The organism is Dactylosporangium aurantiacum (genome assembly GCF_000716715.1).
Lineage (GTDB): Bacteria > Actinomycetota > Actinomycetes > Mycobacteriales > Micromonosporaceae > Dactylosporangium > Dactylosporangium aurantiacum.
The window spans coordinates 1-14,486 of sequence record NZ_JNYJ01000090.1 but is presented as its reverse complement, the minus strand read 5'-3'; the positions used below and the strand labels follow the sequence as shown (position 1 = coordinate 14,486).

At 75.4% G+C, this 14,486-nt stretch carries 11 protein-coding genes and 1 pseudogene; 10 read left to right on the top strand and 2 right to left on the bottom strand.

Going from position 1 to position 14,486, the window contains the following annotated elements; all coding sequences use genetic code 11:
• Together OP18_RS49365 and OP18_RS49360 are read right to left on the bottom strand one after the other, a co-directional pair.
• Positions 1-272 (bottom strand): annotated as a pseudogene (locus OP18_RS49365) (hypothetical protein); the annotation flags it as partial.
• Between the two features lie 326 nt (positions 273-598).
• Positions 599-1,783, bottom strand: coding sequence for a HEAT repeat domain-containing protein (locus OP18_RS49360; protein ID WP_052388528.1), 1,185 nt, complete (start codon positions 1,781-1,783; stop codon positions 599-601).
• A 31-nt stretch (positions 1,784-1,814) separates the two neighbouring features.
• On the opposite strand from OP18_RS49360, the gene OP18_RS49355 reads away from it, so the two are divergent.
• The 10 genes from OP18_RS49355 to OP18_RS54250 form a co-directional block, all read left to right on the top strand.
• On the top strand, positions 1,815-2,588 hold the full coding sequence (locus OP18_RS49355) for an SAM-dependent methyltransferase (protein WP_033367540.1): 774 nt from the start codon (positions 1,815-1,817) through the stop codon (positions 2,586-2,588).
• A gap of 187 nt (positions 2,589-2,775) precedes the next feature.
• Positions 2,776-4,419 (top strand): DUF4331 domain-containing protein, encoded by a 1,644-nt coding sequence (locus tag OP18_RS49350; RefSeq protein ID WP_081971807.1) that lies wholly within the window; start codon positions 2,776-2,778, stop codon positions 4,417-4,419.
• Positions 4,420-4,479: 60 nt separating this feature from the next.
• Positions 4,480-5,775: a tetratricopeptide repeat protein gene (locus OP18_RS49345; RefSeq protein ID WP_033367536.1), complete on the top strand. Its 1,296-nt coding sequence runs from the start codon at positions 4,480-4,482 to the stop codon at positions 5,773-5,775.
• On the top strand, positions 5,775-7,316 hold the full coding sequence (locus OP18_RS49340) for a nickel/cobalt transporter (RefSeq protein WP_033367534.1): 1,542 nt from the start codon (positions 5,775-5,777) through the stop codon (positions 7,314-7,316). Before OP18_RS49345 ends, OP18_RS49340 begins: the two co-directional genes overlap by 1 nt.
• 263 nt (positions 7,317-7,579) lie before the next feature.
• Positions 7,580-8,710, top strand: a complete 1,131-nt coding sequence (locus OP18_RS49335; RefSeq protein WP_033367532.1) for a hypothetical protein — start codon at positions 7,580-7,582, stop codon at positions 8,708-8,710.
• A 172-nt stretch (positions 8,711-8,882) separates the two neighbouring features.
• The gene (locus OP18_RS49330; protein WP_033367530.1) at positions 8,883-11,120 is read left to right on the top strand and encodes an ATP-dependent Clp protease ATP-binding subunit; all 2,238 of its coding nucleotides are present in this window, start codon (positions 8,883-8,885) and stop codon (positions 11,118-11,120) included.
• A gap of 39 nt (positions 11,121-11,159) precedes the next feature.
• Positions 11,160-11,786: a TetR family transcriptional regulator gene (locus OP18_RS49325; protein ID WP_033367528.1), complete on the top strand. Its 627-nt coding sequence runs from the start codon at positions 11,160-11,162 to the stop codon at positions 11,784-11,786.
• A 17-nt stretch (positions 11,787-11,803) separates the two neighbouring features.
• On the top strand, positions 11,804-12,163 hold the full coding sequence (locus tag OP18_RS49320) for a DoxX-like family protein (RefSeq protein ID WP_052388526.1): 360 nt from the start codon (positions 11,804-11,806) through the stop codon (positions 12,161-12,163).
• Positions 12,160-13,437, top strand: coding sequence for a DUF3419 family protein (locus OP18_RS60125; protein WP_156090343.1), 1,278 nt, complete (start codon positions 12,160-12,162; stop codon positions 13,435-13,437). The genes OP18_RS49320 and OP18_RS60125 overlap by 4 nt, the downstream gene beginning before the upstream one ends.
• A gap of 2 nt (positions 13,438-13,439) precedes the next feature.
• On the top strand, positions 13,440-14,486 hold a 1,047-nt coding region (locus tag OP18_RS54250), incomplete at its 3' end, for a DUF2071 domain-containing protein (RefSeq protein WP_245635801.1).

The window sequence follows — 14,486 nt, the reverse complement described above, 5'->3', positions numbered from 1 at the left end:
TCGTCGAACTGCTCGCCGCGGTTGCGGAAGCGGCGCGCGAGGTACTCGGCGAGCGGGATGTACAGCTCGATGAGCCGGGCCCGGACCCGGTCGCGGTCGATGCCGGCGGGCAGGTCCGCGAGCAGGGACAGCAGCGCCTTCGCCTGCGCGTCGGTCTCGCGGGTGCGGTGCGCCCCGGCGGCCGGCGCGGCGGTCGCGTCGGGGGCGGCGGTGACCTCGATGCTGTCGGTGGTCCCGGTGACGGTGGCGTCGGTGTGCAGGTCAATGCTCACGGCAGGGTCAGCCTTTCGGTGCATGACCGGCCCGTCCGGGGTACGGACGTCGTTTCGGGCGACGACGAGCGGGCAACCTGGCATCAGGGCGCACGGCGCTCAGGACCGGTCAGAAGATCGCTCACAGCGCCCGTGTCTTGAACGCCGGCGGTAGACCGCGGAACCGTCACGCTCCGGGTTGACCGCCGCTGTCTGGACGGGCCCGGCCGGTGACCCGCCGGGGCACGCTGTTCACGCAACGTGGGGCGGGTCGCCTCAGGTGACGACCCACCCACCGTACAACAAATTGCCGCATGACAACAGTCGCACCCCGCCGGTGCGGCGTGTCAACCCGCGAGGGCGCCCAGCTCAGTGGGGTCGGCGGGGAGCCCGTACGCGCTCAGCAGGCCCGTCACGTTGCCGAAGCGCCGCCCGTCGAGCTGCCAGGCGGCGGGTGCCCCGGCGAGGACGGTGGCGAGCCGGCGCTGGGCCGGGCCGAGCGGCGCACCGGCCGGCCGCGCGCCGTCGGGGAACACGATCCGCAGCGCGGTGGCGAGCACCGGCAGCGTCTGCACGCCGGTGACCGTGCCGAGCCGGGTCAGCAGCGCGTCGAGGGCGGCGGCGGTGTACGCGTCGCCGAGGCCGGGCAGCGTCAGCGCCGCGTACCCGGCGAGGTCGCCGCCGAGGAACGGCACGCCGGACCGGACGGTGCCGGGCGACCCGGCCCACTCCAGCAGCCGCGCGGCGGCGTCCGGGCCGGCGTCGGGGCCGTGCACCCGGGCCAGCCCGATCGCGGCGGCCCAGCGGATCTCCGGTTTCGGGTCGTGCAGCGCGGCGGGCACGGCGGTGCCGAGCAGGCCGAGGGCGACCAGCGCGGTCGCCGCCACGGACCGTGACGGGTCGGCGGCGGCCCCGGTGAGCGCGGCGGTGCCGGCGCCGGGCTCGTCCTCGGGGAACCAGGCGAGGGTGTAGGCGGCCGTGGCCCGCACCGCCGCGTCGTCGTCGGCCAGCAGCCGCCGCAGCACCGGCAGGCCGGCGCGGACCGCGTCGTACGCGGCGAGCTCGACGTACGCGGCCAGCGCCCGCTGCTGCGCGTCGTCGAGGCCGTCGAGGTAGTCGAGCCGGGACTCGCCCTCGAAGTCCTCGTCCTCGTCGTCCTCCGCCGGTGGCGGGGCGGCCCGCAGCAGCTCGGCCCCGCCGGCCGCGTCGGCGCGCAGCGACGCGGCGGGGAAGCCGCCGGGCAGCCACGTCTCGTGCGACCCGACGGCGAGGTCCGCGACGAGCCGGGCGATCGCGGCCCGGTCCGGGGTGGCCGGGTCCTGCAGCAGCTCCAGCAGGAACGGCACCGCCGGGGCGCTCGCCTCGAACCGGGTGCCCTGGTGGCAGATGCCGCCGTACAGGCCGGACAGGGCCCGGCGCCGCGCGTCGGCGGCCGGGTCGAGCAGCCCGCGCAGGCGCGCCGGCACGTCGCCGGCCGGGCCGTACGCGTGCTCCAGCGCGTCCCACCGGATGTCGTCGAGTCCGTCGAGCATGCGCCGCAACGTACCCCATTAAGGTATGCGGATGACCGGTCTCGGTGACGTCGACACGAGCATCCCCAACGTGGCCCGCATGTACGACTACTACCTCGGCGGGTATCACAACTTCGCCGTCGACCGGGAGGCGGCGGAGCGGATCCTGGCCATCTTCCCCGACACGCCGGCCGCGGCCAGGACCAACCGGCGGTTCCTGCAGCGGGCGGTGCGGCACCTGGCGCAGGCGGGCGTGCGGCAGTTCCTCGACATCGGCACCGGCCTGCCGACGCAGGGCAACGTCCACGACATCGCCGACGGCCGGGTCGTCTACGTCGACAACGACCCCGTCGCGGTCGCCCAGGCGCGGTCCCTTGTGGACGGTCTGGACCGGGTGTCGGTGGCCCTGGCCGACCTGCGCGAGCCGGAGGCGCTGCTGTGCGACCCGGACGTCGCCGGGCACCTCGACTTCGGCGAGCCGGTCGCGATCCTCATGGTGTCGATCCTGCACTTCGTGCCCGACGAGGCGGACCCCGCCGGCCTCATCGCCCGGCTGCGCGACGCGACCGTCCCCGGCAGTCACCTGGTGGTGTCGCACCTGACGCGCGACGGTGTGCCCGACGCGCCCGCGCAGCAGGGCCAGCAGGTGTACCGGCAGTCCAGCGCCCCGATCGTCCCGCGGACGAGGGCGGACATCCTGCGGCTGTTCGACGGCTACGAGTTGCTCGACCCGGGCCTGGTGTGGCTCGGCGACTGGCGCCCCGACGACGGCGACGCGCAGGTGTCGCACGGTTACGGCGGCGTCGGGGTCAAACCCGCCGGCTGAGCGCCGTTCCGGAGCCGGCGGAGCCGCGTTCCGTGAGCCGGCGGGGCTGCGCTTCGGAGCCGGCGGGACCGCGGATGGGTGGCTGACAGCAAACCGACAGCGACCCATCCGCCGCCGCGGCGCCCGCGAAGTCCTCCCGTGCGGCGGTCCACCACAGGACCGCTCCAGACGCGGGAGGACCACCCTCATGACCACTCCAACGCGGGCAGGTCGCCGGTGGCGTGCCACCGCCGCCACCCTCGTGGCGGCCGGTGTGGCGTTCGCCGGCCTCGGGCCCGGCACCTCGTCGGCGTCGAGCCACCGGGAGGCGCCGCTGGTCGCCGCCGACCCGGCGGTCGACAACACCGACCTCTACGCGTTCGTCAGCCCCGAGCGGGCCGGCTACGTCACGTTCATCGCCAACTGGCAGCCGTTCTCCGAGCCGAACGGCGGCCCGAACTTCTACCCGTTCGCCACCGACGCCGTCTACACCATCAACGTCGACAGCGACGGCGACGCGAAGGCCGACGCGGTGTTCCGCTGGACGTTCCAGAACGTCGACCGCCGCGGCGGCGACACGTTCCTGTACGCCAACGGCCCCGTCACCTCGCTCGACGACGAGAACCTGCTGTTCCGCCAGACGTACACGCTGGAGTCGTCGTTCCACGGCGAGCCGTTCAAGACCAGGATCACCGGCGCGCCGGTCGCCCCGTCGCGGGTCGGCAAGGCCACCATGCCCGACTACGCGAAGCTGCGCGGCGACGCCAACAAGCGGCTCCCCGGCGGCTGGAACGTCTACGCCGGTCAGGCCGACGACCCGTTCTTCCTGGACCTGCGGGTGTTCGACCTGCTGTACGGCGGTGACCTGAGCGAGGTCGGGCAGGACACCCTCGCCGGGTACAACGTCAACACGATCGCGCTGCAGGTGCCGTTCTCCGACGTGGCGCTCAAGGGCGACGCGAAACGCAACCCGGTCATCGGGGTGTGGACCACGACGGAACGCGCGAAGACCCGCGTCACCGGGCAGGCCGGCCCGGTCGCCGGCGAGAGGGTCCAGGTGTCGCGCCTGGGCAACCCGCTCGTCAACGAGGTCGTCGTCCCGGCGTCGCTGAAGGACGCGTTCAACTCGATCAGCCCCGACAAGGACGCCGGCATCCCCGCCGTCGTCGCCCGGGTCACCGACCCGGAGCTGCCGAAGCTCATCGAGAGCGTGTACAAGGTGCCGGCGCCCGCGGCACCCCGCAACGACCTGGTCGAGATCTTCCTGACCGGCATCACCACGAAGGCCGGCGGGCCGATCAAGGCCGACCTCAACTCCCAGCTCAACAACGCCGACGTCGTCGCGGCCGACTTCCGGCCGGCGGAGATGCTGCGGCTCAACCTGGGGGTGCCGGTCACCGCGCAGCCGAACCGGCTCGGTGTCCTCGCCGGTGACCTGCAGGGCTTCCCGAACGGCCGGCGGCTCACCGACGACGTCGTCGACATCGCCGTGCAGGCCGTCGAGGGCGCCGCGCAGACCGGCAAGCTCGTCGACGCCCTCGCCACCGGCGACAAGGTCGACGCGAACGACAACGCGTTCGGCGCCGAGTTCCCGTACCTGGCGCTGCCCAACAGCGCGTCGGTGAACAAGGGCGGCGGCACCGGCGCCGGCGCGGGTGGCACCGGCGGCGGCAGCGGCGCCGGCCCGTCGGCGTCGCCCGCCGCGGCCCAGCCCGCCACGACACCGTCGGCGTTCGAGTCCGGCACCGGCATGACGGCCGTCGCGGTCGGCACCTCGGCGATCGCGGCCGGCCTGGGCACCCTGCTCTTCGTCGGCTGGTGGCGGCGCCGCCGCGGGATGACCCAGCCCTGATCCGCAGCGCGGGGCGCGTCCACGGTGGACGCGCCCCGGTCCCACGAAGGAGGAGGAGTCATGCGGATCCGCATCGTGCTGGGTGTGGTACTGGCAGCCGCGCTGCTGCTCGGCGTCGGCGCCGTGGCGGGCCGCCCTACCGGCGGCGCACCCACCGCCGCGCCGGCCGCGGCCGACCGTCCACAGGGGACGAGCCGGCTGGCCGTCACGATCGCCGCGCACCAGGAGCGGCTGCGCACCGTCCCCGGCGACTGGACGGCGTGGGCGGCGCTCGGCGAGGCCTACCTGGAGCAGGCCCGGGCCGGCGCCGACCCGGCGTACTACCCGAAGGCCGAAGGGGCGCTGCGGCAGTCGTTGCGGGTGCGCCCCGACGGCAACGCCGCCGCGCTCACCGGACTCGGCGCCCTCGCCAACGCCCGGCACGACTTCGCCGCCGCGAAGACCCTCGCCGAGCAGGCCCTCGCCGTCAACGCGTGGTCCGACACCGCGTACGGGGTCCTCGCCGACGCCGAGACCCAGCTCGGCCACCCCGACGCCGCGACCGCCGCCGTGCAACGGATGCTGGACCTGCGGCCGGGGCTCGCGTCGTACACGCGCGGGTCGTACGACCTCGAACAGCACGGCAGACGCACCGAGGCGGCCGCGCTCATGCGGCTCGCCCTGGACAGCGCGACCGAACCCGCCGACGTCGCCTTCTGCCACCAGCACCTCGGCAGCCTCGCCTGGGCGGCGGGCGACCTCGCCACCGCCGGCCGGCACGTGACCCTCGGCCTGGCCGCCGACCCCGGCACCGTCGGGCTGTGGCAGCTGAAGGCGAAGCTCGACACCGCCGCCGGTGACCTGACCGCGGCGCTCGCCGACCTGGACCGGGTCGTGGCGCGCACCCCGACCGTCGACGCGCTGCTGGACCAGGCGCGCCTGCTGCGGGTCGCCGGCCGGGACCCCGCCCCGTCGCTGGACCTCGCGCGCGCCGCGCACCGCCTCTTCACCGCCAACGGCGGCACCGACGACCTCGGCGCGGCCGCGCTCGCCCTCGCCGCCGGCGACGCCGCCACCGCGGCCCGCCTCGCCGTCGCCGAATGGGACCGCCGCCAGTTCGCCGAGGTCGCCGACCTGGCCGCCTGGGCGCTGCTGGCCGCCGGCGACCCGGCCGCGGCGCTGCCGTTCGCCCGCCGCGCCAACGCCCTCGGCCAGGTCGACGCGACCCTCGCGTACCACTACGGCATGGTCGCCCACGCCGCCGGCGACCGGGACACCGCGCGGCTGCAGCTGCGCCTCGCCCTGGCGCTCAACCCGAAGTTCTCCCCCGTCGACGCGCCGGAAGCGGCGCGGACCCTCGCCACCCTGGAGTCCTGATGCGCCGCGTGCTGCTCCTGCTCTGCGCCGTCGCCGCGGCCGCGCTGCTGTGGCCCGGCGCCGCGCACGCCCACCCGCTCGGCAACTTCTCCGTCAACCAGCTGGGCGCGCTGACCCTGCACCCCGACCGGGTCACCGTCGCCTACGTCGCGGACCTCGCGGAGCTGCCCACGGTGCAGTTCCAGCCGTCGTGTACCGCGGTCGCCGCGGCCTTCCACGTGACCGTGCACGGGCGCGCCGCCGGCTGGACCGTCGACCGGGAGGCGTTCACCTACGGCGAGGGCGCGGCGGGGCTGCGCACCAGCCGCCTCGAATGCGACCTGTCGGCGCCCGCCGACCTGTCCGCGCCGTCCACCGTCGAGGTGGCGAACGACTTCGCCGCCGACCGGACCGGCTGGCGGGAGCTGACCGCCACCGCCGACGGGGTGCACCTGGTCGACCCGCCGCTGCCGGCGTCCTCGCGCAGCGACGGGCTGCGCGCCTACCCGGACGACCTGCTCACCTCCCCGCCGTCGGTGCGGACGGCGACGCTGCGGGTCGCGCCCGGCGGTAGCACCACCACCGCCGGCCCGGTCGCCGGCCCGCCTGCCGCGCCGCCTTCCGTCGTGCCTTCCGTGCTGCCGGGCTGGGCGGGGCGGGCGGAGCTGACGCTGCGCGGCTGGGTCGCGCGGCGGGAGCTGACCCCGTGGGTCGGGCTGCTCGCGGTGCTGCTCGCCCTGACCCTCGGCGCCGCGCACGCCGCGCTGCCCGGCCACGGCAAGACGGTCATGGCCGCGTACCTGGCCGGCCGGCAGGGCCGCCCCCGCGACGCGCTCACCGTCGGCGCCACCGTCACCCTCACCCACACCGGCGGCGTGCTGCTGCTGGGGCTGCTGCTGACGACCGCGGCGGGCCTGGCCGGGGAGACGGTGCTCGGCTGGCTGGGGGTGACGAGCGGGGTGCTGGTCGCCGCGATCGGCGTCAGCATGCTGCTGTCCCGCCGCGGCGCCACCGCCCACGGCCACTCGCACGCCCCGCACCCGCACGGACCCGACGCCCATGCGCACGGGCCACACCCGCACGGGCCCGACGCCCATGCGCCCGGGCCGCACCCGCACGGGCCCGGCAGCCATTCGCACGGGCCGCACGGCGACCACGACCACACCGCCGACCACACCCACGACGACCACGGGCACCACCACGCCCACGGGCACGGCCACGCACATGATCACGGGCACGGGGGCGGGCGGCCGAGCCGGCTCGCGGTGGTCGGCATGGGCGTCGCCGGTGGCCTGGTCCCGAGCCCGTCGGCGCTGGTCGTGCTGCTCGGCGCCGTCGCGCTCGGCAGGACGTGGTTCGGGGTGCTGCTGGTGCTCGCGTACGGCGCCGGCATGGCCGCCACCCTCACCGCCGCCGGCCTGCTGCTCATCAAGGTCCGCGACCGGTGGCCCGCCAGGCTGTGGCTCAGCGCCCGGCTGACGAGGTTGGCGCCGACCGGCACCGCCGCCCTGGTCCTGCTCGTCGGCTCCGCCCTGGCGGTCCGCTCCCTCAGCACCCTCTGACGCGACGCCTTCACGGCCGCTGTCGCCGGCGTGGCGGCGGGTTGCACCGGTCCGCTGTCGGCGAACAGTTCGGGGCGGGACCGGCGGGCGGGGTGGCGGTATGGTCAGGGTGGGCAGTGCGCCTGCCTGAGCCTCGACGCGGCCGCCCACGCCGGCCGTGACCCGGGGCCAAGAGGCTCCGACTCAGCGCGGCGGTGCAGGCTGCCCGGCGGAGGTCCGCCGTCCGATCGGTGCGAGCGTGGGTCGACGCCGGAGGTCTCGTGATGGCAGACGAAGAGGACATCCCCCGCGACACACCACCGCCGGGCGACGGCCCGCTGAGCGACACCGCGGCGGAGTCCGGCACCGCACCGCAGGGCGGGGTCGAGGGACGGGGGCGGCGGGACAGGAAGCGGCGCAGGGCGATCAGGGCGCACGCCGCGCAGGCGGGGGTCGCGTATTCCGTCGCCGCGCGGCAGCTCGCCGGCGCCGGGGTCGGGCCGGGTGAGGGCCTGGCGAGTCTCGGCCGGACCGTGTACCCGGTGGGCCTGCCCGGCCGGTGGAGCCTCGCCGCCCGGGAGCGGCGGCCCGCCGCGGTGAAGCTCAGCGACGCCCGCCGCGCGGCCCGGCTCGCCGGTGGGCGGGCGGCGCACCTGGTGGAGCGCTTCCCAGCCGGCCGGGAGACGACCGGCCAGGACACAGCCGCCCGCGGGGCAGCCGGCCAGGACACAGCCGCCCGCGAGAGGGCCGGCCGCGAGAGGACCGGGCAGGGCATCGGCGGCCACGGCACAGCGGGGCGGGGCGCCGGCGGGCTCTACTACGCCGGGGACGGGCTCGACGACCTGCTCGCCATGCTGTACCTGGTGGTGGCGCGGGAGGCGCCGGGGCTGGTGCCGGCCGCGCTCGACCTGGCCTGGACCGCCGAGCTCGGTGAGGAGACCGCCGTGGACATCGAGTGCGCGGAGGTCGACCGGGCCGCCCGGCTGGTGCTCGACGACGGGGTCGCCGGGCTGTGGGGGCGGGTCGAGGCCGCGGTGCGGGCGGGGCAGGACGACGCGAGTCCCGCGATCCGCCACGACGCGGACCGGCTGACGCTGGTGTGCCGGGCGTTCACGATGCCGGTCGAGGGGGCGGACGGTGAGCCGTACGTGCGCCGCGCACCCTGGCGGGGAGCGGGGCAGGTCCTCGACGCGCTGCTCGTCGTCGCCGAAGACGGGCACGCGCCGGGGACCAGGGTGCGGCTGGCGGGGTCGGCGGCGGCGGGCACGATCGTCGGCGCCGGGTGGGGCGCCGCCGGGCCGCCGGTGCGGTACGAGGTCCGGTTCGACACCGGGCACCTGGCCCGCACCGTGCGCCCCGAGGAGCTCGTGGTCCTGCCCGGGCAGGAGTCGGCGGCGGCCGCGCTGCAGGTCTGAGGGCGCGACGCGGGGTCAACGGTCGGCTATGGTTGAACCGGCAGCGCGCCTGCCCGTGCCGCGCATCGACGGAGCCCACGCCTCCGCCGGCGGCCAAGAGGCTCCGACTCAGCGCATCCGACGGTCGTGCGGATGCCGGGTGCGTGGGGCCCGCCGGAAGGCGTGAGCTGTCATGTTCGAGCGCTTCTCAGACCGGGCCAAACGCGCCGTCGTGCTGGCGCAGGAGGAAGCCCGGATCCTCAACCACAACGCGATCGGCACCGAGCACCTGCTGCTGGGCCTCATCCAGGAGGGCGACGGGGTCGCCGCCGCGAGCATCGGCGCGCTCGGGGTGACCCTGGAGGACGTCCGCCGGCAGGTGGAGGACCTCGTCGGTCTCGGCTCGCAGGCGCCGGGCGGGCAGGTGCCGTTCACGCCGCGGGCCAAGAAGGTCCTGGAGCTGGCGCTGCGCGAGGCGCTGCAGCTGGGGCACAACTACATCGGCACCGAGCACATCCTGCTCGGCCTGGTCCGCGAGGGCGAGGGGGTGGCCGCCCAGGTGCTCGTCCGGCTCGGCGCCGACCCGCACCGGCTGCGCGCCCAGGTGATCCAGCTGCTGTCGGGGCATCCGGCCGTGCCGCAGAAGAGCGGGACCACCACGGTGGACTCCGCGGTGCTCGAGCAGTTCGGGGTCAACCTGACCGCGGCGGCCCGCGACGGGCGGCTCGACCCGGTGATCGGCCGGGACGCCGAGGTCGGGCGGGTCATCCGGGTCCTCGCCCGGCGGCGCAAGAACAGCCCCGTGCTCACCGGCGCCCCCGGTGTCGGCAAGACGGCGGTCGTGGAGGGCCTCGCGCAGCGCATCGCCGCCGGTGACGTGCCCGCGTCGCTGCGCGGCACCCAGCTGTACACGCTGGACCTCGGCGCGCTGGTCGCGGGCTCCCGGTACCGGGGCGACTTCGAGGAGCGGCTCAAGAAGGTCACCAAGGAGGTCCGCGGGCGCGGCGACATCATCCTGTTCATCGACGAGATCCACAACCTGGTCGGCGCCGGCGCGGCCGAGGGCGCGATCGACGCCGCGTCACTGCTCAAGCCGCTGCTGGCGCGCGGTGAGCTGCGCACGATCGGGGCGACGACGGACGAGGAGTACCGCCGCTTCATCGCCAAGGACGGCGCGCTGGACCGGCGCTTCCAGGCGGTGCCGGTGCCGGAGCCGACGGCCGAGGACACCGTGCGCATCCTGCACGGCCTGCGGGAGCGGTACGCCGAGCACCACGGCGTCACGTACACCGACGGCGCGCTGCGCGCGGCGGCCCGCCTCGCCGACCGGTACATCGCCGACCGGCACCTGCCGGACAAGGCGATCGACCTCATCGACGAGGCCGGCGCGCTCGGCGTGGCCGAGGTCGGCGAGGACGAGATCGCCGCGGTGCTGGCCGGCTGGACCGGCATCCCGGTGCACCGGCTGACGGAGCAGGAGAGCGCCCGGCTGCTGCGCATGGAGGAGGCGCTGCACGAGGACCTCGTCGGGCAGGAGCTGGCGGTCGCGGCGGTGTCCCGGGCGATCCGCCGGGCCCGCGCCGGACTGCAGGACCCGCGCCGCCCGGCCGGGTCGTTCATCTTCGCCGGGCCGTCCGGGGTCGGCAAGTCGTCCCTGGCCAAGGCGCTCGCCGGGTTCCTGTTCGGCACCCCCGACGCGCTGATCCAGCTGGACATGTCGGAGTTCCACGACCGGTCGACCGTGGCGCGGCTGGTCGGCGCCCCGCCCGGCTACGTCGGCTACGACGACGGCGGGCAGCTGACCGAGCGGGTGCGGCGGCGGCCGTTCTCGGTGGTGCTGTTCGACGAGGTGGAGAAGGCGCACCCGGACGTGTTCCACACGCTGCTGCAGGTCCTCGAGGACGGCCGGCTCACCGACGGGCAGGGCCGCGTCGTGGACTTCAAGCACACCGTGCTCATCCTGACCACCAACCTGGGCACCCGCGACCTACGGCTGCAGGCGGGCTTCCAGTCGTCGTCGATCCCCGCGTACGAGCGGATGCGCCACAAGGTCGACGACGAGCTCAAGCGGCACTTCCGGCCCGAGTTCCTGAACCGGATCGACGACACCATCGTCTTCCACCCGCTCGGCCCCGACGAGATCGCCGGCATCGTGGACCGGCTCGTGCTGGACGTCGCGTCCCGGCTCGCCGTCCGCGACATCGGCCTCGTGGTCACCGCCGCGGCGCGGCGGCACCTCGCGGAGCGCGGCCACGACCCGGTGCTCGGCGCCCGGCCGCTGCGGCGCACCGTGCAGCGGGAGGTCGAGGACCCGTTGTCGGAGCGGATCCTGCTCGGCACCCTGCGCCCCGGCGAGACCGTGACGATCGACGGCGGTGACGGCGGTCTCACGTACGCCACTTCCCGCGAACTTGAGCGAGTGCTTAAATAACCCCAGTTGAGCGACTGCTCAAATGTTCGGGGGTGAGCAGTGGCCGACACGAAGGAACGCCTGGTCGCCGCGGCGATCACCGTGCTCGTCAGCGACGGCCTCGCCGGCGCGTCGGCACGGTCGATCGCCGCGGCGGCCGGCGTCAACCAGGCACTCGTCTTCTACCACTTCGGCACCGTCGACCAGCTGCTCTCGGTGGCCTGCCGGCAGGCCACCGAGCAGCGGGTCGTGCTGTACCGCGACCGGCTGGCGGCCGTGTCGAGCATCGGCGAGCTGCTCGACGTGGGCCGCCAGCTGCAGGTGACCGAGCGGGCCGAGGGCAACTTCCGGGTCCTCGCCCAGCTGCTCGCCGGCGCCCAGACCGACGAGCGGCTGGCGCCGGCCGTCGGCGCGGGCCTGCAGCTGTGGGTCGCCGAGATCGAGTCGGTCCTCGCCCGGGTCACCGCCACCTCCCCCGTCGCCGACCTCATCGACGTGCGGGGCCTGGCCAGGGTGGTCGCGTCGACGTTCATCGGCCTGGAGCTGTACGGCGGCGTCGACCCCGCCGGTTCCGCCGAGGCCGTCGCCACCCTCGAACAGCTCGCCGTCCTCGTCGAGGTCGTCGACGGCCTCGGCCCGGTCGCCCGCCGCGCGCTGCGGACCACGCTGCGGCGGGCCGCCCGGTGACACTGTGGTTTGCCCGCGTGGCTGTCGCGGCCGTCTGGCTGTACGAGGGTCTGTGGTGCAAGGTCGTCGCCGGCTCCCAGCGGGCGATCCTGGCGGACGTGCCGCTGCTGCCGGCGGCCCTGGTCACCGCGGCGCTCGTCACCATCGGGCTGGCCGAGACCGCGCTCGCCGGCTGGATCCTCACCGGCCGCCACCCCCGCGCCGCGGCCGTCACGCAGACGGTGCTGCTGGTCGCGTTCAACGCCGGAGGGCTGCTCTTCGCCGGCGAGCACATCACCGAGCCGGGCCGGATGCTGACCGCCAATGCCGCGCTGCTCGCCCTCGCGTGGCTGGTGGCCGGGGCTCCGCGCCCCGCGACGCCCGGCGTCGCGCCATGACGAACCCGTGGCAGCGGGGCCGGCTGACCGTCGGCAGGCGCCCCCAGGTGATGTTCGGCCGCATGTACGAGGACCCCGCCGCCGAGCTCAGCGTCTTCCCGCCGGCGAGCCGCGTGCTGGCGATCGCCTCCGCCGGCGACACGGCCGCCGCCCTGGCCCGCGCCGGCCACCGGGTCACCGCCGTGGACATCAGCGCCACGCAGCTCGCGTACGCCAGCTCCAGATTCGCCGCCGCACGGGAAACCGGCGGCGTGCGGGAAACCGGCGGCGTGCGAGAAACCGGCGGCGTGCGGGACGTCGCGGGGACCGCCGAACGCCTCCAGGCCGCCGCCCGCCACGCCGCCGCGCTCGTCGCGCCCGGCTGGCGCCCCGCGGCGATGACCGAGTTCCTGCGGCTGACCGACCCCGCCGCACAACGCGAGCACTGGCACCGCCACCTGGACCGCCCCGCCCTGGCAACACTCATGCGACTGGCGTTCGCATCGGCCGGCCTGGTCCGCCGCGACCTGTGGCGCGCCCTGCCACCCAGGATGGACCTCGTCCTGCGCCGCCGCCTCGCCGACGGCCTGACCCGCTCCCCCAACGCCACCAACCCGTGGGCGTGGCGACTGCTGCTCGGCCGCGACTGCCCCGCGTCCCCACCGCCGACGCCCGTGGAAGGCATCGCGTGGGTCCACGCCGAGGTCACGGCCCACCTGCGCTCGGTGCCCCGCGGCTGGTACGACGCCGCCACCCTCTCGAACGTCCTGGACGGCCCACCGGCCGCGTTCACGGCCGAACTGCGCGAGGCCCTGCGCCACGGGGTACGCCCGGACGGCCCGGTGGTGCTGCGCACGTTCCGCGACACCCCACCACTCCCGGGCGACCCACTACCGGACCGCTCCTTGCTCTGGGGCGCCGTCGTCCGCGTCGACCTGAGCACCCCGGCGGATGGCGGCAACCCGGCCACTGGTGGCAACCCGGCCACTGGTGGCAACCCGGCCACTGGCGGCAACCCGACCACTGGCGACAACCCGACCACTGGCGACAACCCGACCACTGGCGGCAACCCGACCACTGGCGGCAACCCGACCACTGGCGACAACCCGGACACGCCCGCCGCCAGCACCGGCGCCACCACCCCGGCCGCCACCAGCACCGGCGCCCACCCCGACGGCGACAACGTGACCGCCCTCGTCAATGGCCCCACCGCCGGCACCGACCTGTCGATCACCGCCTCGATCACCGCCTCGATCACCGCCGACCGCGCCCACCCTCAGCCTTGGAGCACGTGACCATGTTGCAGGCCCTGCGACGGCACCCCCTGCCGATGCGCACCCGGTTCGGACACTCCCTCGTCCTCACGTACGCGCTGCCCCCAGCCGTCCTCGAGCCGCTGCTGCCGCCGGGTCTGGCCCTCGACACGTACACCACCGCGGGCGGCGACACGTACGGCTTCGTCGCGGTCGGGATCGTCTCCACCCTGGGTCTGCGACCAGCCGGCCTGCCCGCCGCGGTGGGCCTGGACGCGGTGCTCACCGGCTACCGGATCTTCGCGACGTTCCCCACGCCGACCGGCAGGACGATGCGCGGCCTGTTCATCCTGCGCAGCGACACGCAGCGGGTCGCGCTCGCGGTCGTGGGCAACCTGCTCACCAGGTACCACTACCACCTGGGCCGCATCCGGCTCGCCCTCGACGGCGCCGAGCTGACCGCGACCGTCGACAGCCGGGACGGAGCCGCCGATCTCACCGTCACTGCCGACCTCGCGTCGCACCCCGCACCGTTGCCGCCCGGGTCACCGTTCGCCGGCCCCGAACCGCTGCCGCCCGGGTCACCGTTCCCCGGACCCGAACCGCTGCCGCCGGGGTTACCGTTCCCCGGACCCGAACCGTTCCCAGGACCCGAACCGTTCGCCGGACCCGACGTCCGCCCGTGCGACCTCCACGCCGGCGGTTCGCGCGAGTCCGGCCGGACAGAGCCCGACCCGCCGGTGTGCGACCAGCGCTCGGCAGGTCGACACGACCAGCTCGTGGGAGGTCAAGCTGTAGGCGACCAGTTCGCGGCCAGCGTCACGGTCGGGCAGGGCAGCACCGCTGGACGGCGGGTCGGTCCGGCGGTGACCGGCAGCCTCAATGCCACCGTAGCACAGCACCGGAAATTGATCTTCGACGAGACTACGGTTCGTAGTCAGGGCGGTTCCGGTGGTGGGGAGAAAGCGGCCCGGAGGTTTGCCGGGCCCTTAGAGCCTGTTGCGTTTTCGGTATGTGTGGATAGTTCCGCTTTCGCGGTACTCGATCGATCATTGGGTATGGCGAAGCAGTTCCGTCCGGTGGATCGTGAC

Bases quoted from the DNA above. Each gene is read 5' to 3' on its own strand.
- OP18_RS49360 (WP_052388528.1), bottom strand. From the start codon at position 1,783: ATGCTCGACGGACTCGACGACATCCGGTGGGACGCGCTGGAGCACGCG.
- OP18_RS49355 (WP_033367540.1), top strand. From the start codon at position 1,815: ATGACCGGTCTCGGTGACGTCGACACGAGCATCCCCAACGTGGCCCGC.
- OP18_RS49350 (WP_081971807.1), top strand. From the start codon at position 2,776: ATGACCACTCCAACGCGGGCAGGTCGCCGGTGGCGTGCCACCGCCGCC.
- OP18_RS49345 (WP_033367536.1), top strand. From the start codon at position 4,480: ATGCGGATCCGCATCGTGCTGGGTGTGGTACTGGCAGCCGCGCTGCTG.
- OP18_RS49340 (WP_033367534.1), top strand. From the start codon at position 5,775: ATGCGCCGCGTGCTGCTCCTGCTCTGCGCCGTCGCCGCGGCCGCGCTG.
- OP18_RS49335 (WP_033367532.1), top strand. From the start codon at position 7,580: ATGGCAGACGAAGAGGACATCCCCCGCGACACACCACCGCCGGGCGAC.
- OP18_RS49330 (WP_033367530.1), top strand. From the start codon at position 8,883: ATGTTCGAGCGCTTCTCAGACCGGGCCAAACGCGCCGTCGTGCTGGCG.
- OP18_RS60125 (WP_156090343.1), top strand. From the start codon at position 12,160: ATGACGAACCCGTGGCAGCGGGGCCGGCTGACCGTCGGCAGGCGCCCC.